Here is a 23,410-nt window from a genome sequence, read left to right as displayed (position 1 = left end):
GATCCTCAGCTTGCCGGCGACGGCGGTGTCCCGGGCCGGGACCGGCCGAGGGTCTGTGCCGCGGCCTCCGCGAAGTCGTGGACGAGGGGCGAGCGCCGGGACGCCACCCACGCCAGGGCCACCTCGTTGGGGCCGATGTCCGCCACGGGCAGCGCGATCACGTCCGGGCGGGTGTAGAAGCCGGCGGTGGACGACGGCAGCACACAGATCCCGGCGCCGGAGGCCACCAGTTCCAGCTTCTCCTCCACCTGGTGGATCGCGGGCACCCGGGGCCGCCGCCGCTCTCGCAGCTCCAGTGCCACGTCACGCCATTCGGGTACGGCGTCCGGGTCCTGGAGCAGGTGCTCGGGGGCGAGGTCGCCGACGGTCACCGACGCCCTGTCCGCCAGCCGGTGCCCGGCCGGCACCATGACGACGCGCGGCTCCCGGAACAGCGGCCGCACCTGGAGGCCCCGCTGGTCGACGGGCAGCCGCACGACGCCGATGTCCGCCCGGCCGTCGTGCAGCACCTCCACCTGGTCGTCCCAGCTGGTGCGCAGCAGACGTACGTCGACGCCGGGGCGGCGGGCGGTGAAGAGGGCCGTGGCCGGGGTGAGGGTGATGCCGGGCATGAAGCCGACGGTCAGCGTGGGGGTGCCCCGCGCCGCCGTCCGCACCCGCCGCAGCAGCGCCTCGGCCGACGCGAGCAGCGGGACGGCGTCCTCCAGCAACTGCTGCCCGGCCGCAGTGAGCAGCGTGCCGCGCCGGTCCCGGGCGAAGACCTCGACGCCCAGGTCGTCCTCCAGGCTCCGGATCTGCCGCGACAGCACCGGCTGCGCGACGTGCAGCCGCTCGGCCGCGCGCCCGAAGTGGAGCTCCTCGGCCACGGCCACGAAATACCGCAGCTTGCGCAGGTCGACATCCACCCGGACTCACCGCTCATTCTCTTCGAGACCCTGTGGGACGATCGAGGTATTCGTGCACGAATCTACCGTCCCGCTCGACGCTGAAGCCGTCACGGACGGCGCCCGCCGCGTCCCGGCCCGGGTCACTCCTCGCCGGCGAGGACGGCCAGCGGGTCGGTGTGCGCGGGCGTCCACCCCAGCTCCGCCTCGGCGCGCGCCGGAGTGAACTGCTGGTCCAGGGCGAAGGCGTCCGCGACCGGGCCCATCCGCTCACGGGCCTGCTCCAGGGTGAGGGAGGCGACCTTGCCGTCGAGGCCGACGGAGCGGGCCACGGCCAGCGCGCACTCCCTGGCGGTGGGGTTCACCCCGCCCACGCCGACGTACACCGAACCGGGCGCCGCCTTCAGCGCGGCGACGTACAGCTCCGCGATGTCGTCGACGTGCACCAGCGCCCAGCGGTTCGCGCCGTCGCCGATGTACGGAACGGCGCCCGCCTCCTTGCCCGGGACGGCGTAGAACATGTCGATCAGGCGGTTCTCGCCGCCGTACAGCAGACCGGGCCGCACCAGGACGGGACGGCCGCCCTGCCGCGCACGCCGCAGCACGGCGTCCTCCACCGGCTCGCGCCAGGCGACCAGGGACGGCGGGTTCCAGGGGGCGGTCTCGTCCACGACCCCGTCCGTGTCGCCGTGGACCCAGGTGCCGCCGGTGTGCACATAGGTGCCGGTGCCCACGCCGTCCTGCATCGCGGTGGCCGCCGCGAGGTCCTCGTCCCCGGTTCCGGCCTGCGCCAGGTGGACGACCGCCTCCGCGCGGGCCGCCGCCGCGTTCAGCACACCGAGGTCGCCCAGTCCGCCGCGCACCGGTGTCGCCCCGAGGGAGGCGACCGTCCCGGCGGCGCGGTCGTTGCGGGCCAGTGCCTCCACGGTGTCCCCGTGGCGGACCAGCGCACTGATCGTGGTCTTGCCGATGTATCCGGATCCGCCGGTGAGGAAGATCTTCATGGTCACGGCTCCTGTCTTCCGTAGCTCGGTGATGTCGCCGACTTCGCTGATCAGCCTGCGCCCGGAGAAGGAGCCGCGTCCAAGACCTCTTCCGGCGCCTGTGATACCCGAAGGGCATCACAGGCGCCGGAGAAGGGGGTGGCTCAGCCGTGCAGGATCGCGGCCGGGCCGTTGTACGCCTGGGCGGTCAGCACCGGATGCCGGGTTGCGCTCGCCCCCTTGGGCCAGGACAGCCGGACGGTGCGGGACTCGCCGGGCAGCAGCCACAGGTAGTTGTCGCTGTACAGCGTCGGCAGCACCCGCCTGCCGTGCGCGTCCTCCAGCAGCGACAGCCGGACCATGGCGGCCACCGCCGAGCCCTGGTTGCGGATCACCGCCGTCAGCTCCTCGCGGTCACCGGACCGCGACCGCCGGGTGATCGCACCCGTGAGCTTCACCTGCTTCGCCTTGTTCAGCTCCCGCAGCGCGGCGGTCTCGCGGTAGCGCCAGTAGGTGTTCCGCGACAGCTCCCTGCCCCGGGAGTCCTCCAGCGTCAGCCGCAGCAGGTGCAGGTCCGGCAGGCCGTCCGTCCACGCGGCGGTGAACGCCTCGGTGGTGGAGGACCGTGCCACGTCCACCCGGGCCGTCCTGCCCCCGCCGAGCTGCCGGCCGGACAGGTCGTACAGCCGAGCGGTGACGGTGGCGCCCCGCAGGTCCGCCGACGTGTGGTTCACCGCGATGACCCGCCACTTCACCGGGTCGGCCTGCACGTGCAGCGGCTCGCAGGCCGAACGGGCGCCGTAGTAGGTGCCGTTGACGTCGAAGTCGTAGTCGTACGTCTGCCAGACCGTGCTGTGCCAGGCCGGGTGGGACATCCACAGCATCAGACCGGAGGCGTTGTCCCACAGGTTGGCGTTCCACGCCTCGAACATGGCCCGCGTGTTCTCGTAGTTGACGAACTGCGCCTTGCGGGCGAAGTCGTCCAGGTCACCGGACTCGCCCAGCCGGGCCTCGATGGCGGCCTTGTAGTTCTGCGGCGCCTGGTTCCCGCGCTCGCTCCAGTCGTGGTAGTACCACGCACCCCGGATCGGCCACTCCGGCTCGTCGCCCGTCATGCTGCGGGTGCTCGCCGCGGTGGAGACGACGGGCATGCCGATCTCGGTGTGGAAGCCGAAGTCACGGCTGCCGTAGGTCATCGGGTCGAAGTACTTCTCCGGTTCGACCCAGCCGTAGGGGCCGCCGCCCGTGATGATGCCGCCCGCCGAGTTGTTCTGGTAGAGCACGCCGGGCACCTGCTGCTCCACCGCCTCCCGCATCCCCTTGTCGATGGCGGCCGGGGGGTTGCCCTCGTTCGCGCCGCACCAGACCACCACGGACGGGTGGATGCGGTACCGCAGCACGGTGTCCCGCGCGATCGCGTTGAAGGCGTCGTGGTCCGGCGGGTCCATGCCCCACGCGTTCGGGAAGTCGTTCCACACCAGGATGCCGTGCCGGTCGCAGGCGGCGAAGAACTCCTCCCGGTCGCTGCTGCCGACCCAGTTGCGGATCATCGTGAAGTTCATGTCCCGGTGCATCCGCACCGCCGCGTCCATGCGCTCCGCCGGCATCCGGCGCAGCAGTTCGTCCCAGCCCCAGTTGCCGCCGCGCGCCAGCACGCGTACGCCGTTGACGCTGATCTTCAGCGGATCGGGGGTGTTCGAGACGGTCTTCACGTCGGTCCAGGTGTCGCCGTCGTCGGACACCTGGATGGTGTACGACTTCGGGTACGCGGTCTCCCAGACGACGGCGACGCGGTCGAACGCCCGCGAGGAGCCGAGGTCCACCTGGATCCACTGGTGGTCCTCGTAGGCGGAGGACCAGCGCGTGTTCGGGTTCCCGTCGGTGGCGTTCGACGCGGGGTGGTCGGACTCCTCCGTGGAAGCGGTGGCCTTCTGGCGCAGGGCGAGGTCGGTGCCGGGTTCACTGCGGTCGACGACGGACAGCGACCACAACGAGTTGCCCCAACTGGTGTTGCGAAGACCGCAGTTGAGGCGCACGTAGCGCGCGGTCCGCCGGTCGAAGTCCTCCACCTGGAGACTGGCGTTGCCGTTGTTGAACGGCAGCGGCACCGCCCCGTTGTCCACCGACTTCACATCGGTCCAGTCCGAGCCGTCCGCGGAGACCTGGACCACGAAGGTCTTCGCGTACGCCTGCTCCCAGGTGAGGTCGACCCGGTCGAAGGACTGGACGGAGCCGAGGTCCACCCTGATCCACTGGTCGTCCTCGTAGGCGGAGGACCAGCGGGTGCCGGGGTCGCCGTCGGTGGCGTTGGCCGCGCCGTTGCCGTCCTGGTCGGTGCTGGACGCCTCGGCGTGGGCGTGCAGCGCGAGGTCGGTGTCCGGCCGGGTGCCGTCCCGGACGGACAGGGTCCACAGGGAGCTGCCCCAGGAGGTGGCCCGTGTCAGGCAGCGGACGCGGACGTGCCGGGCCTGCTGCCGGTCGAAGGTCACGGTCTGCGTGTAGGCGTCGCCGGACGCGGTGAACGCGAGCGGTACGTCGTACTCGTAGCCGAACTGGCGGATGCCGAAGCGGGTGGTGCGCCGGTCGCTCTCCTGACCGCCGGCCGTGGCCGTGAGTGTGAGGTCGTGCAGGCGCGCCTCGCCCAGACCGTTCGGCCACCACAGCTCGGGCTCGCGCAGCCTCAGCCGGCCGAAGGCATCCGGCGTGAAGACGACGTCCAGGCCCGCGCCCGCCTTCACGGTCACCGTCTTCGACACCCGCACACCGTCGAAGGCGGCCGTGACCGTCGTCTGGTGGTCGGCGGTGTCCGCGTTGCGCACCGGCACGACGATGGTCAGCTCGGCCACCGACACATCCGGCAGCGCGGGCAGCACGGTGTCCACGCGAGGGTCGCCGATGACGACGTGACCGGTCGATCTCAGCCGGACGTGGTTCCAGATGCCCGCGGCGCGGTCCCGTACGGCCGGCATCCAGTCCCAGCCCGAGGAGGCCAGGTAGGTCGGGGAGTTGAGGTTCATCTGCTGCGCGCCGGCGTCCACCCAGGACTCGCCCTCCGGCCCCTTGTCACCCGGGCTGCCCGGCACCGGCATCGGCGTGATCTTCACCGCGAGCGCGTTCTCGCCGCTCTCGGCGAGCTGCCGGGTGACGTCGAAGGCGGCACGGGCGAACGGGTACGTCAGGTCGCCCACCCGCTTGCCGTTGAGCCACACGTCGGCCTTGTGGTTGACGCCGTCGAACTCCAGCCAGACGTGCCGGCCGGCGCCGGCGCGCAGTGCGCGCGGCAACGCGAAGTCCCGCTTGTACCACCAGGAGTGGCGCGACAGCGCCTCCGGTACCCGCAGGTTGTTCAGACCCGCCACCGGGTCGGGCAGCTTGCCCTGCTCCACGAGCGAGCCCAGCACCGTGCCGGGAACCGTCGCGGGCAGCCAGCCGCTGGTGTCGACGGACGTCTTCGACAGACCGGCGCCGTCGGCACCGGCCCAGTCGTCCATGGTCAGCCGCCAGCCCGACTCCACGGGCACGGTCCCGTCGTCGGCGACCGTGAGCGCCGGTGCCTCGTCGTGCCGGGTACCCCAGTCGGTCCAGCCGGTGGCCGAGGGCCGGTGGCCCTTGGCGGTGCCGTACACCTCGAAGCCGTTGAGGCCGAGGGGCAGCGGGCTGGAGCGCTTGCGCGAGGTCATGCGCACCCAGCGCGCGGACACCGGGCGGGGCAGCTGGACGTCCACGACGCCACCGGTGCCGGCCGTGGTGCTGTACACCGTCGTCCAGGACTCGTGGTCCACGGACGTCTCGACCACGAAGACCAGCGAGAAGCTCGACTGGATCTCGTCGCCGGTGGTGCCGCTGTGCACATTGCCGCTGGTGGGCGGCGTGTACACCGGGTCGGAGGCGTCGGCCTCGAAGGTGAGGCGGACCCGCGTGACCTCGCAGGCCGCCTGGAGGTCGACGGCTATCCACTGCGGGTCGCCGCCCTCGGCACGCCAGCCGCTGCCCCTGACACCGGGGGAGGAGAGGCGGTCGACCACGAAGGAACCGGGGGTGGCGGCGTAGGCCGTCGAAGAGACCGAGACCGGCCGGTAGAGCGCCAGCTCACCGGGGGAGGCGGCGGAGTCCACCGGCGCGCCGCCGGGCGCGGCGACCGCGGTCGCCGCAGAAGGCAGGCCGAGGCCGAACCCGGCCAGCAGGGTGGTACCCGTGGTGACGATGGCCCGTCGCGACGGATGCCGCGACGGATCCGACTGATCTGTCATGAGCGTGACGTCCCATCAAAAAGCGGTGCGGTCCGGACCTCTCCGGGTCTGACGCAGGAGGAATGACAACGTTGCCAAAGGCTGGGTGGCGCAGCGGCCCGTGTCAACCCCTGAGGCGTGGATCGATGTCTGACCGGTTCCGCCGCCTTGTGACGGGTTCTGGCGGACCATGGCTATAGCGAATGAGGAAAGGGCACGGTCGTCGGTCCGTGCGCGTGCGGGCGGGCCGGGGTGTGCTGCGCTCCGGCCGGTGCGGCGTGCGGGGGGTTCGAGCGGATTCTCAGGGCGTCGTATTCCTGCCATGCGGCCTTGGCGGCGCGGGGCGCCACTCGGCCAGCCCTGCCGAGTGGGGTGGGAGGCCAGCATGGGTGCGCCAGGTGGTTGCACATGTGATCGATGGCGGCCGGCGAGGTGACGGCGGGACACATCCGCGCCGGGACGGGTGTGAGCGGTGGGACCACGGTCCGGCGGCACGTCGTAGAGGCGGGGTCTAGGAGGCGCTGTCCAGGCGCGTGGCGCCAGGCGGACGCCCCCTCGAAGCGGCAGCCTCATCAGCCCGGCGGCCTTTCCTGCCGCGGCGTCAGGTCAGTCGCGGTGCCACCTCGTCCGCGACCCACTCCATGGCCTTCTCGAGATGCTCGGCCGCGACGCACAGAGGCAGCGGGGCCGTGCGGCCCACCGTAGTACGATATTCAAACGGTGGATTCCAAGATTCCGGGAGGCGTCCGTGGCGCTGGAGGCGGCTGGCGTCTCGCCCGAGGAGGAAGCCCTCTACCAGATGCTCGTGACCTCCGGCCGGGCCACCCGGGAGGACATCGCCCAGCGGGCCCGCCTGACCGACGCGGAGACCGGGCGGATCCTGGACTCACTGGTCACCAAGGGCCTCGCCACCCACACGGACGGCACCCCCCGGGTGTTCCGCCCCGCTCCGCCCGAGGTCGCGCTGCTGCCCCGGCTGAAGCGCAGCGCCGACGCGCTGGACCTGGCCCGGTTCGAGGCCGCACGGCTCATCGAGTCCTATCGGGAGACGATGCGCAGGCATGACGCCGGCCAGTTGCTGGAGGTGATCACCGGTGCGGAGGCCCTGCGCCAGCAACTCCGGCAGATCCAGTCGAGCGCGCGCCACGAGATGCTGTGGTTCTGCAAGGCCCAGTACGTGGCCATGCCGTCGGGCACCAACACCGAGGAGTTCGAGGCGCTGGCCCGGGGCGTGCGCTACCGAGTGCTGTACGAGAAGGCGTTCTTCGACGACGAGGGGGCCCTGGAGAACGTGGTGGCGGGTGTCCGGGCCGGTGAGGTGGCCCGTGCCGTACCGCACCTGCCGCTGCGTCTGGCCATCGCCGACCGGTCCGTCGCCGTCTTCCCCCTCGTGGCCGGCGGACCGCACGGCAGCCCGGAGGAACCGACCACCGCACTGGTCAGGGACAGCAACCTGCTCGCGGCCCTCCTCGCCCTCTTCGACTGCTACTGGGAGGACGCCGTCCCCCTGGACATCGACGGCACCGGCACGCTCGCCGGGGCCGACGGTGCGGGTCCGGCCGACTCGCTCTCGGCCACCGACCGCAAGCTGCTGTCGCTGCTCGTGGCGGGGGTCGCCGACAAGGCGATCGCCTCGCAGATGGGGCTGAGCCGCCGGACGGTCCAGCGCCGCATCCAGGGGATGATGGAGCGCGCCGGCGCGGTGACACGTATGCAGCTCGCCTGGCAGGCATCGCGACGCGGCTGGCTGTGAACGGGCACCCGCACCAGGGGCGCGGGGTCCCGGGCGCGTGCCGGCCACTGCCACGGTCCGCCCCTGTCTCCGACGGACGCGGCGGGTGCCGGGCCCACGACGGGGCCCGGCACCCGCCGCACCGGGTGTCCGCGCGAGCGCGTCAGCGTCGTCCGCGCGTCACGCCGTACCGCGGTGCAGGTACGCCCGCTCCACGGTCTGGCGCACGCTGTCGCCGGCCGCGTCCGTGGCGGTCACGCGGAGCGTCACGTACGCGTCACCGCGCACCTTCGACGGCCGCTTGACGGTGGCCGTGAACTGCCGGCCGTCGCCGTGCCGCTCGGTGCGCGCCGTGGTCCAGGTCTTCCCGCCGTCGTACGACGCCTCGGCCTTCAGGTGAACGCCGCGCGGGGCGGCCATGCCGTCCTGCATGCGGACGGTGAAGCCCAGGCGGTGCGCCCGCGCCCGGCTCACGGCGCCCTGCGCGTCGGCCGGTACGGCGTAGTCGAGCTGGAGCAGCGGCAGCGGGGCGGGGCCGGCCGTGGTGTCCGAGCGGAACGTCCACGAGGTGTGCGTGCGCACGCCCAGGCGCCAGTCGTCCGAGACCCGGGCGGTCGTCAGATCGAGCCGGAACCGGGCGTCGCCCGGGGCCACTTCGAAGTTGCCCCACGCTCCGTTGTCGGAGACCGCGGTCTGCTTTCCGTCGCGGTACAGCACCGCCGAGGCGACGTCGTCGACGGCGGCCGCCCGGCCGGTGCCGAAGCCGCTCGACTCCGCGAACGACCAGTGACCGGCGTCGGAATCGGTGAACTCCGGGACGTACACGCTCAGGGTGTCGCCGTTGCGGACCGACGGCATGGTCCAGCCGCGGGGGACGGACGGGCGGACCGGCGCTCCGAACCACCGCTCCGTGGCGCCCTGGCCGGGACGGTAGGTGCGCGGCGCGTTGCGCATGCCGGCCGCCAGCGGCAGGTCGGGAACGTCCACGACGTCGTGGTGCACGACGTGGTTCCACAGCGTGTCCCCGCCGGTCACGTACTCGACGCGCTCCCGGCCCACCGGGACGTACCGGCTGTACTGGTTCCACGCGGTCTCCTGGTACGGCCGCCACGCGAAGCGCTGCTCGCTGGCCCACGTCGAGGCACCGGTGCGGGTGTACGTGCTGCGCACCACGGCGCTCTCCCGCTCCGAGACGGTGTGCACGACCTGCCGGGGGACGAAGTCCTTCGACACCTGCACCACGTCGTACAGGTAGGGGCTGCGCACCGTGCCGGAGAACGTCACCGTCGTGGCGCCCTTCTCGACGCGCCGCAGCAGGGCGGAGCCGTCCTTCCAGGAGGCCCGCATGCCGGGCAGCGCCGTGCGCTCACCCGTCGGCTGCCACCTGGTCCAGGCGCTGCCCTGGTCCTCGGGCCACACCATCAGCAGCGCCTTGGCCCCGGCCTTCGCGGCGGACCGGGCCAGTTCCGGCTCGGAGACGGAGAAGTCGTACCGTACGACGGCGAGTTTCCCGCGTGCGCGGCGGAAGTCGGGCGCCGACGACGTGCCCGCGTCCACGGCGGTAAGTCGTGCGCCGCGGTCCGGGAAGACGGGGGAGTCGGCCTCGTAGAACGGGGTGAACTCCCCGGAGCCGCCGGAGACCTTCGCCCGCAGTTGCGGCGCCACCAGCTGCCAGCGCGAGGAGAACTCGAAGTCGCCGTCGGTGACCCGGGAGGTCGGGCTGACGTAGAGGTGCGTGACGTCGTCGAAGTACATGACTCCCTGGATCAGTCCGTGACCGTCGATCCGGCGGTACACGGTCGTGCCGAGGATGCCGTGCTGCTCGGCCGGGCGGGGTGTGCGGATGCGCACCGGGGTGGCCTCGGCGGCGTTCAGCGTCACCGTCCGGTCCTTGGTGACCTTGACCTCGGGGACGACGACGGTGCCCGCCTCGCCGCCGTGGTCGGTCATGTCGTAGAACGCCGAACTGACGTAGTACGTGCCCTCTTCCACGAGGGCGGTGTGGGCCTGCCTGTCCGTGTAGTCCACGAATCCGTCGGGGCCCCAGATCGTGGGCAGCCAGTCCGGTACCACCTTGCCGTCGCGGCCGCGGTAGAACACGGTCAGTTCGTGCTGCGGGGCGTGCACGGCGAGGGAGACGGTGGTGTGGGTGAGTACGGCACCGTCCGCGGACTTCGCGGTGAGGTACCCGTAGTAGGTGCCGCGGACCGCGTGCCGGGCGTCGGTGCTCAGCGGCACCTCGGCCGTGGCGCCGGGGGCCAGCCGCACCGTGTCGGAGCCGAGGCCGACCACCCCGTCCGGGAGCGCGCGCCCGGATTCCGTGGCCAGGGTGAGGGCCAGGGAGAGCGTGACGGGACGGTCGCCGGAGTTGGTGTAGCGGACCGTGGCCGACTGCTGCCGCCCTCCCGGTCCGCCGGTCCGCAGCGGGGCGAGGGTGACGGTACCGCTGGCCTGCACCGGGCCGAGGGCCGTGGCCACGTCGATCCGGCCGCCGCCCTGTTCGGTCACCCGCGTGTGGGGCACGGTGTGCGCGGTGCTGATCAGCGCGTCCTTGAGCTGCTGGGCGTCCCAGTCCGGGTGCCGCTGGGCCAGGAGGGCGGCGGCGCCGGCGACGTGCGGGGTGGCCATGGAGGTCCCCGACAGGGCGACGTAGTGGGGGTCGACCGGGTCGCCCAGGGTGGTGCCGGAGGCGCGGGCGGCGACGATGCCGACTCCGGGGGCGGTCACGTCGGGCTTGACCGCGCCGTCGCCCAGGCGCGGTCCGCGGCTGGAGAACGGGGCGAGGGAGTCGTCACGGTCGACGGCACCCACGGTCAGCGCGGCGTCGGCCGCACCCGGCGAGCTGACGCTGGACGGGCCTGTCTCCCCCTCGTTGCCCGCCGCGACGACGAAGAGCGTGCCGCTGGACGCGGTGAGGGAGTCGACCGCCTGACTGAGCGGATCGGTGCCGTCGGTCGGGGACCCCGACCCCAGGCTCATGTTGACGACCTTGGCGTGTTCGCGTGCCGCCCACTGCATGCCGTCGATGACGGCCGACTCGCTCCCGTAACCGTCGTCGCCCAGGACCTTGCCGATGAGGAGGTCGGCCCGGGGCGCCACACCCCGCCGGGTCCCGCCCGACGCGGCGCCGCTGCCGCCGACGATGGAGGCGACGTGCGTACCGTGACCGAAGTGGTCGTCCGTGTTGGCACTGCCCGAGAAGTCCTCGGCTTCGGCGATACGGCCCGCCAGGTCGGGATGGCTCGCGTCGGCACCCGTGTCGAGCACGGCCACCTTGACGCCCTGGCCCTCGTCACCCGCCTTCCAGGCGGTGGGGGCGTTGATCTGCGCGGTGCTGCGGTCCAGTACGGCCTTCACCCTGGCGTCCAGCGAGACCCGCGGCGTCCGTGCGGCACGGGCGAGGCCGGCCTTGCCGCCGGGGTTCAACGTCTTCCAGAAGTCGCCCAGTTGCCGGTCGGCGACCCGCAGTGACCGTGCGTGGATGCTCGGCAGCTTCCGGGACGCGGTCCCCGGCGTGTTGAGCGCCAGGAGCCGGTCGGCGGTGGCCGCGGCGGCGCGGGCCGCGTCGGCGGTGACCCTGGCCCCCTCCCGGGACGGCTCCGAGGACACGATCAGCGGGAGCGCGGAGGTGTGTGCCTCGTCGTAGCCCTGCGAGATCAGGGCGGTCACGTCGAACAGCCGGCGGTCCAGCGCGCCCGCGGACACCAGGGCCTCGGCGTCCCACGGGAGCACGGTCAGCGACTTGTCGTCCTCCTCGAACGTCTCGAAGGGGATGTGCTCGCGACCGGGGCCGGGCCGCACCGACGCGGTGCGCCGTCCGCCGGGCAGCGATGTCACGGTCACCTGGTCCCCGGTGATCAGCCGCACGCTCGTGGAGCGTGCGCCCGGTTCTGCCGTGGGACGAGTGACGGTACCGCTGGTCGCCGTCCGCGCCACGGCGGAGCTGGGTACGGCGCCGGCAAGCAGTACCAATCCTGTTGATATCGCCGCCGTGAGGCGGAACTTTGCCATCAGGGAAACACCTTTCGAACAGCCGTGGATCACAACTGTCCGAAATCATTTGGCGAGAAGGCCGGGCCTGTCACGGGCGTGAGCTGTCACAGCTGCGACATGTCTCAACGGCGACACGCGGGAGCACCCCGGGAGCGCGCGCGAGTCGTGCCGCCGCCTTCCCCGTCAGGCGGTGCGGAACCGGAACGCGCCGCTTTCGCTGCCCAGCGTGAGCCAGATGTGGTCTTCCTCCCTGACCAGGCGCAGCGCGACGTAGGCGCACCCCGGGCAGCGAGCGGTGATGCCCGGTTCGGGCCCGTAGAGGTGCAGTTGCGCCAACGACCCCGCCCGCTTGCAGTGCGGGCATCGCCACCAGGCCGTGGTGGGCTCCACGGAGAGGATCTCCGACAACGGACCGGCAAGAGCGTTGCCGTCGAGGAAGGCGCCGGGATCTCCCATGAGAATCTCCCCTGTCCGGAGCAGAAGGGTCAGCCGAAATGTTCGGTGCGGATGGTCGCGGGTTCCTTCCCCCGGCCCGCGAACAGTTCGACGAGCAGGTCACCGACGGTCTCCACGAATCCGGTGGAGCCGCAGACGTAGACGGGACTCACCGGGTCCAGGCGGGCCGTCGGCTCCCGCAGGTCCGCCGCCGTGATGCGGCCGGACGCGCGGGCGGCGCCGTGCGGGCTCCGACGGGTGTGGAGGAACCGTACGTCGAGGAACGGGCCGCCGTCCTCGAGCTCCTCCCGGTACCAGACGTCCTCGGGACCGCGCACGGAGTACACCAGTTGGAAGAGGCTGCGCGAGCCGGCCGAGCGGTGGGCGCGGATCATGGCCATGAGCGGTACGACACCGGAGCCGCCCGCCACCGAGAGCACCGGTTCGGTCTGCTCCGGGCGCCACACGAACCAGTTGCCGAGCGGCCCGCGCATCTCGACCCGTTCACCCGGCGGCAGTTGGTCGGCCAGGTAGGGCGAGACCTCACCGCCGGACACGGCCTGCACACCCAGTTCCAGCCGGTCGTCGTCGGCGGGCGCCGCCAGGGAGTAGCTGCGGACGGCCTGGTAGCCGTCGTCGGCGGTGAGGCGCACGTCGACGTGCTGGCCGGGCAGGTGACCGGGCCAGCCGGGAACGGTGAACACCAGGCTGCGGGCGGTCGCGGTCTGCGCACGCCGCCCGACCAGCCGTGCCGGCAGCCAGGCGAGAGCCACGGTCAGTCACCCCGGTGACGCTGCTCGCGCCACGGGTCGCCGTAGGGGTGGTAGCCGGCGGACTCCCAGAAACCCGGGTCGTCCTCGGGGGTGAGCCGCAGTCCGCGCACCCACTTCGCCGACTTCCAGAAGTACAGGTGCGGCACCAGCAGCCGGGCCGGCCCGCCGTGCTCGGGCGAGAGCGCGTAACCGTCGTAGGTGTGCGCGATCCACGCCCTGCCGCCGAGGAGGTCGGCGAGCGGAAGGCTGGTGGTGTAACCGCCGTAGCTGTCGGCCACCACGTACCCGGCGGTCGTCTCCAGCCCGTCGAAGAAGACGTCGAGTGACACCCCGCGCCAGCGGGTGTCGAACTTGGACCAGCGGGTGACGCAGTGGATGTCCGTCACCGTGTCCTGCTGGGGCAGGGCCATCATCTGCTCCCAGGTCCAGCTCCGCGTCTCCCCGCGCTCGGTGGTGACGGTGAACGACCACGCCTCGGCCGGCACCCGCGGGGTGGGACCGGCTGACAGGACGGGGAACGACTCGGTCGGATACTGTCCGGGCGGCAGCCGTTGCGCCAACGAGTGGGGCCGTCCTCGGAAGCCGGGTGAGAAGGAAGTCAACGTCATTCTCCTGCGCGATGTGACCGGCCGCTGAAGGAGCGCGAAGGCTCCTTTTACAGTCTCGGACGGCGGCGGTGGCTTGACCACTCGGGCCGACGGACGGCGCGGCCGGGGAATTCTCGTCCTGCTCCTGGGTGGACATTCCGGCCACCAGGCGTAAAGGTGGGCCCCATGCCGGCCGCAGCCTCCTGTTCACTGCGCGATTCGTGGAGGAAGATCGATGCCCGTCATTGTGTCCACCGCGGAGCTGTCCGCCGCCGACCGGGCGGAGTGCTGGCACGAAGCGGTGTCGAACACCTTCGTACCGCTCGGCGTCGACCTCCTCGAGGAGGAGCCGTCACCTGGGGACATCACCAGCGACCGGCTCGGCGTGCTGCGGATCTCCCACGTCAGCGCGGGGCCGCAGACGGTGACGCGGACCAGCCGGCTGATAACCGGCGAGGACCAGGAATTCGTCATCCTCACCATCCAGGAGCGGGGTACCGCGCTGAAGGAACAGGACGGACGGCGATGCGTGGTCCGGCCCGGCCAGTTCTCCCTTTCGGATTCCTCCCGCGCGTTCCACAAGACGCTCAACGAAAGTTTCGCTTTCACCTCCTTCCAATTTCCTCGTGAAGTGCTTCCCGTACGGCCCGAGGACCTGCGGTCGCTGACCGCGACCACCTTCACCGGCGATGAGGGGAGTTCGGCCGTCCTGGCCCAGTACTTCGCGGGCCTGGCGCGCGTGGCGGCCGACGTCGACGACGCCGTCGGCCGCCGGCTCGCCGTCACCGCGCTGGACCTGCTGGCCCTGCTCGTCGACGAGCGCCTCGGTCACCTGTCCCGGCCGCACTCGGCGACGGCCGCCGCCACTTTGGTGCGCGTCAAGAACCACATCATGAGGAACCTGGGCGACCCCGCCCTCTCGCCCCGCACGATCGCCGCCGTCCACTTCATGTCGGTGCGCTACCTGCACAAGCTCTTCGAGCAGGAGGGAACCACGGTCGCCGGATGGATCCGGGCACAGCGCCTGGAGCGGTGCCGCCGTGACCTGCTCCGCCCCCGGGCACTGGAGACCGGGGTGGCGGTCATCGCACGTCGGTGGGGCTTCGTGAGCGCCGCCCACTTCAGCAGGGCCTTCCGCGACGCCTACGGCATGACGCCCCGCGAATGGCTGGTGCACGGGCTCTCGGACGCACGGGGGACGCGTCGTACGGACATGGCCGCCTGAGGCCCCCGCCCGGCGCCCCTGACAGCGCGGGCCGGACTGAGACCGCTCCGTACACGGCGGCGTCACCCGCGTCACCCGGGACGCGGGTGACGCGGGCACCGGTCCCGCCACCACGGCGACCGGGCAAGGACGACTCAGGCCTTGGTCCGCCCTGCCCGACCGTGCGGCAGGCGCCGTGCGAGGAAGACGAACTCTCTGCCAGGCCGGTCCGGTGCGTCGCGGACGTCCTGCACCTCGTAGCCGTGCGCGACCAGGTCCGACTCGACCTCTTTCCGGTCCCGGAAGCGCAGGGTCGAGTCCGATGTCAGCACCTGTCCGTCCGCCGCGAAGGCGTAGGTCCAGCGGAAGGTCACGAGCGGCCCGCTCACCTCGATCAGCTCGACCCAGCTCTCGACGGCGCCGACCCCGGCGATCTCCGTCACACGGTGGGATTTCTCGCGGGTCCACTCCTCCCAGCCCCGTCTGGCCGGATCACGGGTCTCGAAGACCAGGCGCCCGCCGGGCCGCAGCGCTCCGTGCACCCCCCGCAGCGTCTCGTGCCAGGTGTGCGGATCGACGATCGCCTGGGCGACGTTCGCCGTCATCGTCGCGAGGTCGGCCTGGAGCGGCGGCAGGGTCGTCGCGTCACCGCGGATCCAGCGCACCCGGTCACTGCCCGGTTTGCCCCGGGCGACGTCGATCGACGCCTGGGCGGGATCGACGCCGACGACCTCGATCCCGCGCTCTGCCAGGAGCAGGGCGAACACCCCTGTGCCGCAGCCGATGTCCAGGACCTGTCGTGCCCCGGACTCCTCCACGATGCGGAGGTAGGCATCCAGGTCGCTGCGGTCGGGGTCGAGCGAATCGTAGATCGCGGCGAGTCGTGGATGCGCGAAGCATTCGTCAGCCATGCGGCCGAACGTAAGCAGAACCGGCCCCGAAGGGCTACCGGGTTTCGACGTAGCCCGCCCGCCGGCGGTGAGGAGCGGGAGTGCCCCGCCCCCGCGCCCTCACCCGGAACCCACCCGGAACCTCTCGCGCAGCCGCACCGGCAGCCCGCGCGTCAGCACCTCACGCGAAAGACGGCGTGCGGGGCGTTCCCTCCGCCCCATCTTGCGGAGGGAACGCCCCGCACGCCGCACTCACACGCGGCAGGCCGACGTGCCGGGTGTGTCAGGCGAGGCCGGCCTTCAGGGCGGCGGCCACCTGGACCACGCGCTCGGCCTGGTGACGGGCCGCGTTGCGGGTCTGCTCGCCGACCGGGTTGTTGCCCTGGGCGTCGACGTGCGACGTGCCGTACGGGTTGCCGTCGACGAACTTGACGGGGTCGGTGTAGCCGGGGGACACGATGATCCCGCCGAAGTGGTGGATGGAGTTGTACAGGGCGAGCAGCGTGGACTCCTGGCCACCGTGCGCGGTGGCGGTGGTCACGAAGCCGCTGTAGACCTTGTTGGCCAGCTTGCCCTGCGCCCACAGGCCGCCGAGGGTGTCGATGAACTGCTTCAGCTGGGACGAGATGTTGCCGAAGCGGGTCGGCGTGCCGAAGACGATCGCGTCCGCCCACTCGACGTCGGCGGCCGTGGCCTCGGGCACGCCCGCGCTCTCCGCGGCGTGGGCGGCCCACGCCTGGTTGGAGGCGATGGCGGCCTCCGGAGCCAGCTCGGCGGCCTTCAGCAGGCGCACCTCGGCGCCCGCCTTCTCGGCCGCCTCCGAGATCTCCTTGGCGATCTCGGCGGAGAAGCCGGTGGAGGAGTAGTAGATGACGGCGAGGCGGACAGGGGTGGTCATGGAGTGGTCTCCGATCCTCAAGGATGCGTGCGGTGCGCCGGGGCGGGCGCAGGTCACCCAGGGGGAGGGTGGCGTGCGGCCCTCGTCCGACGCGATAGGTGAATATTAAACGAGTTCGTTTAATCGTCAACCACTGGCACCCTCGGCCCCGGAACCGGGGGCGCGCCCCGGCGGCACCGAACCGCCCCGCCCCCATGCCCCCCGCCGGTCGCTACTCGGCCCGGGCGCGACGGGCGGTGGCGAACCGGCGCTGGTAGGCGGCGGGGGAGATGGCCAACTCCCGTGCGAAGACGCGGCGCAGACTCTCGTAACTCGGGAAGCCGGCCAAGGACGCCGCCCGCGTCGCGGTGTGACCCTGGTCGAGCAGCGACTTCGCGATGTCGAACCGGATCGACTCCACGTACCGGGCGGGCGTGGTGCCCAGTTCCTCCCGGAACAGCCTGGTGAGGTGACGGGTACTGAGGTTGAGGTGACCGGCGAGCTCGGTGAGGGAGTGGTTGCCGGTGGGGTCCGCCGTGACCAGGTCGACGACCCTGCGCAGGGCGGGTGACCGGGGCGGCGGTCCTTGCAGGGGAGCGGAGAACTGGGACTGGCCGCCCGCCCGTTGCAGGTAGACCACCAGGGAGCGGGCCACCTCCCGGCTGACGTCGGGGCCGTGGTCCTCCTCGACGAGGGCGAGCGCCAGGTCGATGCCGGCGGTGACCCCCGCAGAGGTGTACGTCGTGCCGTCGCGGACGTAGATGGCGTCGGGCTCGACGCGGGTCCTGGGGTGCCGGGCGGCGAGTTCGCCCGCGATCTTCCAGTGGGTGGTCGCCCGCTTGCCGTCCAGCAGGCCCGTCGCGCCGAGCACGAAGGCGCCGGAGCACACGGAGGCGACGCGGCCGGACCGGCCCGCCAGATCCCTGGCGGCTTCGACCAGATCGCGCGTCACCGGGGTCCTTGGGTAGATGTCTCCGCCCGGCACCAGGAAGGTGCCCGGGTCCGCCGCCGCGGCGGCACCGCCGTCGACGGCTATCCGCATGCCCATCGAGGAGGCGACATCGGCACCCGTCGTCGACACCAGGTCGACCCTGTAGCCGGCCCCGAGGAGGTTCGCCTCCCCGAAGACCTCGGCCGGGCCGACGACGTCCAGCAGTTTGACCCCGTCGTAGACGAGGATCGCTACGCGATGCGTGTCGGAGCTCACAGAGCCATCCTGAGGTGACTGGATTCGAGTGGTTCATGGCCGGACCGAGGCGGCGCCGCAGGCCGCGCGGGCGGCACCGTGGAGAACGGACGCACGGTCCACTCGTAGCACATCGCACCGGAAAGCACGGACATCATGACCGACATCATCGCAGGCGTGGAAATACCGGAGACATCGGCTGTCGCGGAGGCCACGGAATTTCTCCGGGAGCGGACGAACCCCCTGATCTTCCACCACTCGCGGCGGGTGTTCCTCCTCGGTTCCCTCCACGCGCGGATGCTGGACCTGCGGCCCGATCCCGAGTTGCTCTACATTTCCGCGATGTTCCACGACACGGGCCTGCTGATCCCGTTCTCCGACACGCAACAGCGTTTCGAGGTGGACGGCGCCGACCACGCGCGGAAGTTCCTGCTGGAGCGCGGGTTCTCCGAGAGCGTCGCCGAGGTGGTCTGGATGGCGATCGCGCTGCACACGACACCGGAGATTCCCGGCCGCCTCGGCCCCGAGATCGCCGCCACCAACTACGGCGTGCTCACCGACGCGATCGGCTGGGGAATGGACAGACTGGAAAGCGGCCGACTCGACGAGATCGTCGCCGCCCATCCGCGCGGGGATTTCAAGAAGGAATTCCTCCAGACGTTCGTCGACGGCCTCAAAGACCGTCCGGACACCACGTACGGCACCGTCAACTCGGATGTCCTGGAACACTTCGTCCCCGGATTCCGCCGCACGTCCATGGTCGAGCGCGTCAACAATGCTCCCTGGCCGCGGTGACGCCCCGGCGACCGGGCACCAGCGGCCGCGACCGCCGCGTCCTCGCCGCACCCCTCGCCGTCTGAGCCGACGCGCCGCCTTCGGCGTGCTGACGGTCGCCACGGTCGTACTGATGGCGACCGCGAGCGCGCCCTCGCCGATCTATCCGCTGTACCGGGAGCGCTGGGACTTCTCCGTCACCATGGTGACAGTCGTCTTCGCCGTGTACGTCGCCGGGCTCCTCGGCGCCCTGCTGACGCTGGGCCCGCTGAGCGACCGCCTGGGACGCCGTCCCGTACTGCTCGCCGCGCTCCTGCTGGCGGCGGCCAGTACGGCGGTCTTCCGCACGGCCGGCGGTGTCCCGTCCCTGGTGGTCGCACGGGCGGTGCAGGGCGTCGCCACCGGGACCGCCGTCCCGGGACTGGCCGCCGGGCTCGTCGACTTCTCCCCGGCGCGGCGCCCGCACGCGGGGACCACGGTGACGGCGGTGGGGACGAGCGTGGGCCTGGCCGCCGGCGCCGCCGTCGTGGGACTGCTCGTCCAGTCGGTCGCCCATCCGGACACCTACGTCTTCTCCGTGCTCACCTGCGTCTTCCTGCTCCTCGCGGTGGCGGTGCGGCACATCCCCGAGACGGTCGGACCGCCGGCGGACGGGCCGGCCCGGCTGCGCCCGAGGGTGTCGGTTCCGCCCGGCTCCCGGCACCGGTTCCTGGCCGCCGTACCCGCCCTCGTGGCGGGCTGGTCGGTCACCGGGCTGTTCCTCGCCCTGACTCCCTCCGTGGTCGCCGGTGTCCTCCACGTCACCTGGGGGGCCGCGGGCGGGCTCGACATCGCCGCGCTGTTCCTGGCCGGCGGGCTGGGCGGCATCTGGTCCGCACGGCACACGGTGCGACGGGCCACGCTGCTGGGCGCCGCCGCCCTGACCCTGGGATCGGCGGGACTGGCCGTGGCCATCCCCCTGCCGTCTCCGGTCGCCTACGCGTGCGGGGCCGTCGTGGCGGGGTCGGGCGTCGGCCTGACGTACAACGGCAGCCTCCGCGCCATCGGCGAGGTCACGACCGCGCGGACACGATCGGAGGTGTTCTGCGCCGTGTACGTCGTCAGCTATGCGGCGCTGAGCCTTCCCGCTCTCGGCGCGGGAATGGTGGCTCCGGTATGGGGTCTGAGGACCACCGGCTTTCTCTACGTCGCGTTCGTCGGCTCCTTGTCGCTGCTCGCGCTGGTCCACGCGGCCCGGTCGCGGACCGGCATCCCCGCGGGGCGCGCCCCGATCCGCCGGCCACGCGACGCCGACGCTCCCACCGCCTGCGCACATCGCTCTCTGACCAGCGGCGACGGCTCCCCGCCCGACAAGCGCTGACGGGGCGCGCGTCAACGGCGCCGAGACCGACGTCTGTTCGCGGGCCGGGCTGTGGTCCGAGGAGAACACACCCGGCCCGCGATGCGGAGGGACGGCGCCGATGTCCGGCGCCGACAGGGTCGGCTTCGCCACCCCGGCCGTGGTAGTGCCCGCCCACCGCGACGTGAGGGGCGCCGGTCGGGTACCGTGCGGGGCATGCCGAGTCCTGAATCAGACAGGGTGGGGGCTTCCGGTCACGCCGTCAGCCCCCTGAACCGCTGAGCGCAGCCCTGCCGCGCGCCGCACGGCGCGACCCGGCGACGGCGGTGCCCCTGGGGCCGGCCGCGGTGACGAGATGACCTCCCGTGCTTCTCCTCACCTCGGAGTCACTCGATGCCTCTCCCTCTGTACCTGCTGGCCATGGCCGTCTTCGCCATGGGCACCTCGGAGTTCATGCTCGCCGGCCTCCTGCCGGACATCGCCTCGGATTTCGGCGTCACCGTCGGGACAGCCGGCACGCTCACCTCGGCCTTCGCGATCGGCATGATCGTCGGGGCACCGCTCATGGCCGTGCTCGCCCGTGACCGGTCCGGACGGTCGAGCCTGCTCGGGTTCGTCCTCGTGTTCCTGACAGCCCACGCAGTGGGCGCTGCCACCCCGGACTTCCCTGTCCTGTTCGCGACCCGGGTGGTCGCCGCACTCGCGAACGCCGGATTCCTCGCCGTGGCCCTGACGGTGGCGGGCACGCTCGTGACGCCCGACAGGAAGGGACGGGCGCTGGCCGTGCTGCTGTCGGGCACCACCGTGGCCACGATCGCCGGGGTCCCCGGGGGAGCGGTCCTCGGCACGCTCCTCGGCTGGCGGGCGTCGTTCTGGGCCGTCGCCGCTTCCTGCCTGCCCGCGGCCATCGGCGTCCTCACGGCGATCCCGGCGCGTCCCGCGGAGGCGGACGAGAGCGACGGGCCGGCCCTGCGAGCGGAGTTCGCGCAGCTCAAGAGCCGGCGGTTGCTCCTGGTGATGCTGCTCGGCGCGCTGGTGAACGCGGCCACCTTCGCGAGTTTCACCTTCCTCGCCCCCGTCGTGACCGGCACCGCGGGACTGGGCGAGCTGTGGGTCCCCGTGACCCTGGTGCTGTTCGGTGCCGGCTCCTTCGTCGGCGTCACCGCCGCCGGACGGCTGTCCGACCAGCGCCCCGGCCTGGTCCTCGCGGCCGGCGGTCCGCTGCTGCTCCTCGGCTGGCCGGCCCTGGCCGTGCTGGCCGACGAGCCGGCCGCCCTGCTGTCCCTCGTGTTCGCGCAGGGGGCCCTGTCGTTCGCGGTGGGCGGCACGCTGATCACGCGGGTCCTGTACGAGGCGGCGGGAGCTCCCACCATGGCCGGCTCGTACGCGACGGCCGCACTCAACGTCGGCGCGGCCGCCGGACCGCTCGTCGCCGCGACCGCCCTCGGCACCGGGGCCGGGCACCTCGGGCCGCTGTGGGCAAGCGGGCTCCTGGTCACGGTGGCGCTGCTCATCGCGTTCCCTCTCCGCACCGCGGTCGCGGGCGGCGGGAGCGCCGAGGTGCCCCGGTGAGCCGATGACACAGCGGTCCTTCGAGGGCGGGTACATCAGTCCTTCGAGGGCGTCCGGCGGGCGAGGCGTCCCGGCATGTGGGCGCTCCGGTGGGCGAGTCGAGCGCCGGGGACCGAACGTGTCGGGCCGCGGTGACGGCGCTGACGCCCCCGCGGAGCGGGCGCATAGGATCGCCGGCATGGCTTTGCGACCTGTTCACGTGATCCTCAAAGCCCTTGACGCCGCGGCGGTCGGCCGGTTCTGGGCGGAGGCACTCGGCTGGAGCGCGTACAGCCCGGGTGTGGCCACCTACGTCGGCCCCGCCGGCGGACTGGTCTGGCCCCACCCGGTCGCCGTGGGCGTCGACGTCGTTCCCGTCCCCGAACCCAGGAACGCGGCGAAGAACCGCCTGCACCTGGATCTCGCCACCACGTCCGATTCCCATCAGGCCGAGTTGGTCGCGCGCCTGAAGTCCCTCGGTGCGACGCCCGTCGACGTGGGCCAGGGCGACGTGCCGTGGACGGTCCTCGCCGACCCGGAGGGCAACGAGTTCTGCGTGCTGGAGCCTCGGGAGGTCTACCGGGACACCGGGCCGATCGCCCGGATGGTGGTCGACTGCGCGGATCCGCGGGCCATGGCCCGGTTCTGGGGTGAGGCGGTGGACTGGAGCCTGCACGAAGTGACCGGCGAACGAGCGGTGTTGCGCTCCGCCAAGGGTGTCGGCCCGTACCTCGAGTTCCTCCGCACGCCCGGGGTGAGGAGCGTGCCGGACCGCGTCCATCTCGACCTGCTGCCGTACCCCGGGGACGACAAGGCGGCGGAGGTGGCCCGGCTGCGCGCCCTCGGCGCCACCGACCTCGACGTCGGCCAGGGCGATGTCCCGTGGACGTGCCTGGCCGACCCGGAGGGCCACGAGTTCTGCGTCCTCGCCCTGTCCTGACGCCGAGCCTCCGTCACTTCCGCGAGCCGGACCGCGTCCGGGTCCGCTTCGTGCGACTGACCGGCCCCACGGGGCCCTGCCCGGACCGGCGCGGAGAGCGGCGCGCGGGAGCCGGGGGTGTCGCCAGGAGCGAGCCTCACCTGAGGTCGGCGCCTCTATGTACCCCCGTCCCCCTCACCTCGCCCGCACCCTATGTGCCGGCGCGGGCCACGAGCAGCGGCTGGAAGAAGCCCGTCTCCTGCGGCATCCGCCACCCGGGCTCGACGAACCCGGCTTCGGCCGCCAGGTCGGCCAGTCGGCTCCGGGTGAGCGCCCAGTAGGTGGTCCGGCGGACCTTGACGCGCCATTCCCCGCCATCGGGGAGGAGCTGGAAGTGCTCCATGTCGTAGCGCTCGCCGTCGTCGTGCCAGCGCCAGAGCTGGAAGGTGACGGTCCGTTCTCCGTCGTCGGCGGCCCGGTGCACCTGTGGAGGCGTCGAAGCGGGCCGGTCGCGCAGCAGGTCCTCGTAGGGGCGCGTGCTGACCAGCAGCAGACCGGCCGGACGCATCACGCGGTGCATCTCGGTCAAGGCGGCGCGCACCTCCTGTTCGGTCAGCAGGTGAGGCAGCGCGTTGTCGGCGCAGACGACGGTGTCGAACCGGCCGTCGGTGAACGGGAGACGACGCATGTCGGCGGCGGCCGTGCGCAGGCTCAGGCCCCGGCGGGCGGCCTCACGGGCCGCGCGGGCGGCTGAGCGGGGGCTGACGTCGGTTCCGGTGACGCTGTGCCCGTGCAGCGCGAGGCCGATGGCCTGCGTGCCGATGCCGCAGGCGCAGTCGAGCACCGCCGCGCGGTCCTGACCGACCAGGGCGTCCAGAGCCGCCCCCTGCCGGCGGATGCTCGCGTCCCAGTCCGGGTAGATCAGGTTGTAGTCGTCGGCCAGTTCGTCGTAGAAGTGCGCCACCGATGTCTCGGGCATGGCGCGAGACTACTGTGGCTGACCTCACGAAAGGCGCGTGTTCCTCGGTCGTCGGCGTGAACGCCCTTGCCAGGG

The 23,410-nt window shown here is 72.3% G+C and carries 17 protein-coding genes; 6 read left to right on the top strand and 11 right to left on the bottom strand.

Annotated features, from left to right (window positions below; all coding sequences use genetic code 11):
- Positions 1-5 precede the first annotated feature (5 nt).
- The 3 genes from LG395_RS19825 to LG395_RS19815 form a co-directional block, all read right to left on the bottom strand.
- On the bottom strand, positions 6-905 hold the full coding sequence (locus LG395_RS19825; RefSeq protein WP_225810690.1) for a LysR family transcriptional regulator: 900 nt from the start codon (positions 903-905) through the stop codon (positions 6-8).
- Between the two features lie 122 nt (positions 906-1,027).
- On the bottom strand, positions 1,028-1,888 hold the full coding sequence (locus tag LG395_RS19820; RefSeq protein ID WP_225810808.1) for an NAD-dependent epimerase/dehydratase family protein: 861 nt from the start codon (positions 1,886-1,888) through the stop codon (positions 1,028-1,030).
- A gap of 143 nt (positions 1,889-2,031) precedes the next feature.
- On the bottom strand, positions 2,032-6,117 hold the full coding sequence (locus tag LG395_RS19815) for a discoidin domain-containing protein (protein ID WP_225810689.1): 4,086 nt from the start codon (positions 6,115-6,117) through the stop codon (positions 2,032-2,034).
- Positions 6,118-6,844: 727 nt separating this feature from the next.
- Here LG395_RS19815 and LG395_RS19810 point away from each other — a divergent pair.
- On the top strand, positions 6,845-7,849 hold the full coding sequence (locus tag LG395_RS19810; RefSeq protein ID WP_171159260.1) for a helix-turn-helix transcriptional regulator: 1,005 nt from the start codon (positions 6,845-6,847) through the stop codon (positions 7,847-7,849).
- A gap of 159 nt (positions 7,850-8,008) precedes the next feature.
- Here the strand turns inward: LG395_RS19810 and LG395_RS19805 are convergent, their stop codons facing one another.
- The 4 genes from LG395_RS19805 to LG395_RS19790 form a co-directional block, all read right to left on the bottom strand.
- Positions 8,009-11,839: a S8 family peptidase gene (locus LG395_RS19805; protein WP_225810688.1), complete on the bottom strand. Its 3,831-nt coding sequence runs from the start codon at positions 11,837-11,839 to the stop codon at positions 8,009-8,011.
- Positions 11,840-12,004: 165 nt separating this feature from the next.
- On the bottom strand, positions 12,005-12,277 hold the full coding sequence (locus LG395_RS19800) for a DUF6510 family protein (protein ID WP_171159261.1): 273 nt from the start codon (positions 12,275-12,277) through the stop codon (positions 12,005-12,007).
- A 29-nt stretch (positions 12,278-12,306) separates the two neighbouring features.
- Positions 12,307-13,029, bottom strand: a complete 723-nt coding sequence (locus tag LG395_RS19795) for an FAD-binding oxidoreductase (RefSeq protein WP_225810687.1) — start codon at positions 13,027-13,029, stop codon at positions 12,307-12,309.
- 2 nt (positions 13,030-13,031) lie between these two features.
- A complete protein-coding gene (locus tag LG395_RS19790) occupies positions 13,032-13,631 on the bottom strand; it encodes a molybdopterin-dependent oxidoreductase (protein ID WP_171159263.1) in 600 nt (199 codons plus the stop codon).
- 220 nt (positions 13,632-13,851) lie between these two features.
- On the opposite strand from LG395_RS19790, the gene LG395_RS19785 reads away from it, so the two are divergent.
- Positions 13,852-14,841 carry an AraC-like ligand-binding domain-containing protein gene (locus LG395_RS19785; protein ID WP_225810686.1) on the top strand — a complete coding sequence of 330 codons (990 nt, stop codon included), beginning with the start codon at positions 13,852-13,854 and terminating at the stop codon, positions 14,839-14,841.
- A gap of 134 nt (positions 14,842-14,975) precedes the next feature.
- Here the strand turns inward: LG395_RS19785 and LG395_RS19780 are convergent, their stop codons facing one another.
- From LG395_RS19780 to LG395_RS19770, 3 genes are all read right to left on the bottom strand, one after another.
- On the bottom strand, positions 14,976-15,731 hold the full coding sequence (locus tag LG395_RS19780) for a class I SAM-dependent methyltransferase (protein WP_225810685.1): 756 nt from the start codon (positions 15,729-15,731) through the stop codon (positions 14,976-14,978).
- A gap of 262 nt (positions 15,732-15,993) precedes the next feature.
- Positions 15,994-16,608 carry an NAD(P)H:quinone oxidoreductase gene (wrbA, locus tag LG395_RS19775; RefSeq protein WP_171159266.1) on the bottom strand — a complete coding sequence of 205 codons (615 nt, stop codon included), beginning with the start codon at positions 16,606-16,608 and terminating at the stop codon, positions 15,994-15,996.
- Between the two features lie 211 nt (positions 16,609-16,819).
- On the bottom strand, positions 16,820-17,794 hold the full coding sequence (locus LG395_RS19770) for a GlxA family transcriptional regulator (protein ID WP_225810684.1): 975 nt from the start codon (positions 17,792-17,794) through the stop codon (positions 16,820-16,822).
- A gap of 135 nt (positions 17,795-17,929) precedes the next feature.
- On the opposite strand from LG395_RS19770, the gene LG395_RS19765 reads away from it, so the two are divergent.
- The 4 genes from LG395_RS19765 to LG395_RS19750 all read left to right on the top strand — a co-directional run bounded on the left by LG395_RS19765 (position 17,930) and on the right by LG395_RS19750 (position 22,377).
- Entirely contained in the window at positions 17,930-18,568 is a 639-nt protein-coding gene (locus LG395_RS19765; protein WP_225810683.1) for an HD domain-containing protein, read from the top strand.
- Positions 18,489-19,907 carry an MFS transporter gene (locus LG395_RS19760; protein WP_308071278.1) on the top strand — a complete coding sequence of 473 codons (1,419 nt, stop codon included), beginning with the start codon at positions 18,489-18,491 and terminating at the stop codon, positions 19,905-19,907. The genes LG395_RS19765 and LG395_RS19760 overlap by 80 nt, the downstream gene beginning before the upstream one ends.
- 372 nt (positions 19,908-20,279) lie before the next feature.
- Positions 20,280-21,458 (top strand): Cmx/CmrA family chloramphenicol efflux MFS transporter, encoded by a 1,179-nt coding sequence (locus tag LG395_RS19755; protein ID WP_225810681.1) that lies wholly within the window; start codon positions 20,280-20,282, stop codon positions 21,456-21,458.
- 178 nt (positions 21,459-21,636) lie between these two features.
- Complete coding sequence (locus LG395_RS19750; protein ID WP_225810680.1) at positions 21,637-22,377, top strand: VOC family protein; 741 nt, start codon at positions 21,637-21,639, stop codon at positions 22,375-22,377.
- A gap of 190 nt (positions 22,378-22,567) precedes the next feature.
- On the opposite strand, the gene LG395_RS19745 is transcribed toward LG395_RS19750, so the two are convergent.
- The gene (locus tag LG395_RS19745) at positions 22,568-23,335 is read right to left on the bottom strand and encodes a class I SAM-dependent methyltransferase (RefSeq protein ID WP_225810679.1); all 768 of its coding nucleotides are present in this window, start codon (positions 23,333-23,335) and stop codon (positions 22,568-22,570) included.
- Positions 23,336-23,410 lie beyond the last annotated feature (75 nt).

This window comes from Streptomyces spinosus (assembly GCF_020400655.1).
Lineage (GTDB): Bacteria > Actinomycetota > Actinomycetes > Streptomycetales > Streptomycetaceae > Streptomyces > Streptomyces argyrophylli.
This window is presented reverse-complemented; position numbering and strand designations above follow the sequence as displayed.

Coding starts and splice junctions, on each gene's coding strand:
- LG395_RS19765 (WP_225810683.1), top strand. CDS start 17,930: ATGACCGACATCATCGCAGGCGTGGAAATACCGGAGACATCGGCTGTC.
- LG395_RS19780 (WP_225810685.1), bottom strand. CDS start 15,731: ATGGCTGACGAATGCTTCGCGCATCCACGACTCGCCGCGATCTACGAT.
- LG395_RS19820 (WP_225810808.1), bottom strand. CDS start 1,888: ATGAAGATCTTCCTCACCGGCGGATCCGGATACATCGGCAAGACCACG.
- LG395_RS19785 (WP_225810686.1), top strand. CDS start 13,852: ATGCCCGTCATTGTGTCCACCGCGGAGCTGTCCGCCGCCGACCGGGCG.
- LG395_RS19805 (WP_225810688.1), bottom strand. CDS start 11,839: ATGGCAAAGTTCCGCCTCACGGCGGCGATATCAACAGGATTGGTACTG.
- LG395_RS19755 (WP_225810681.1), top strand. CDS start 20,280: ATGCCTCTCCCTCTGTACCTGCTGGCCATGGCCGTCTTCGCCATGGGC.
- LG395_RS19760 (WP_308071278.1), top strand. CDS start 18,489: ATGTCCTGGAACACTTCGTCCCCGGATTCCGCCGCACGTCCATGGTCG.
- wrbA (WP_171159266.1), bottom strand. CDS start 16,608: ATGACCACCCCTGTCCGCCTCGCCGTCATCTACTACTCCTCCACCGGC.
- LG395_RS19800 (WP_171159261.1), bottom strand. CDS start 12,277: ATGGGAGATCCCGGCGCCTTCCTCGACGGCAACGCTCTTGCCGGTCCG.
- LG395_RS19750 (WP_225810680.1), top strand. CDS start 21,637: ATGGCTTTGCGACCTGTTCACGTGATCCTCAAAGCCCTTGACGCCGCG.
- LG395_RS19745 (WP_225810679.1), bottom strand. CDS start 23,335: ATGCCCGAGACATCGGTGGCGCACTTCTACGACGAACTGGCCGACGAC.
- LG395_RS19815 (WP_225810689.1), bottom strand. CDS start 6,117: ATGACAGATCAGTCGGATCCGTCGCGGCATCCGTCGCGACGGGCCATC.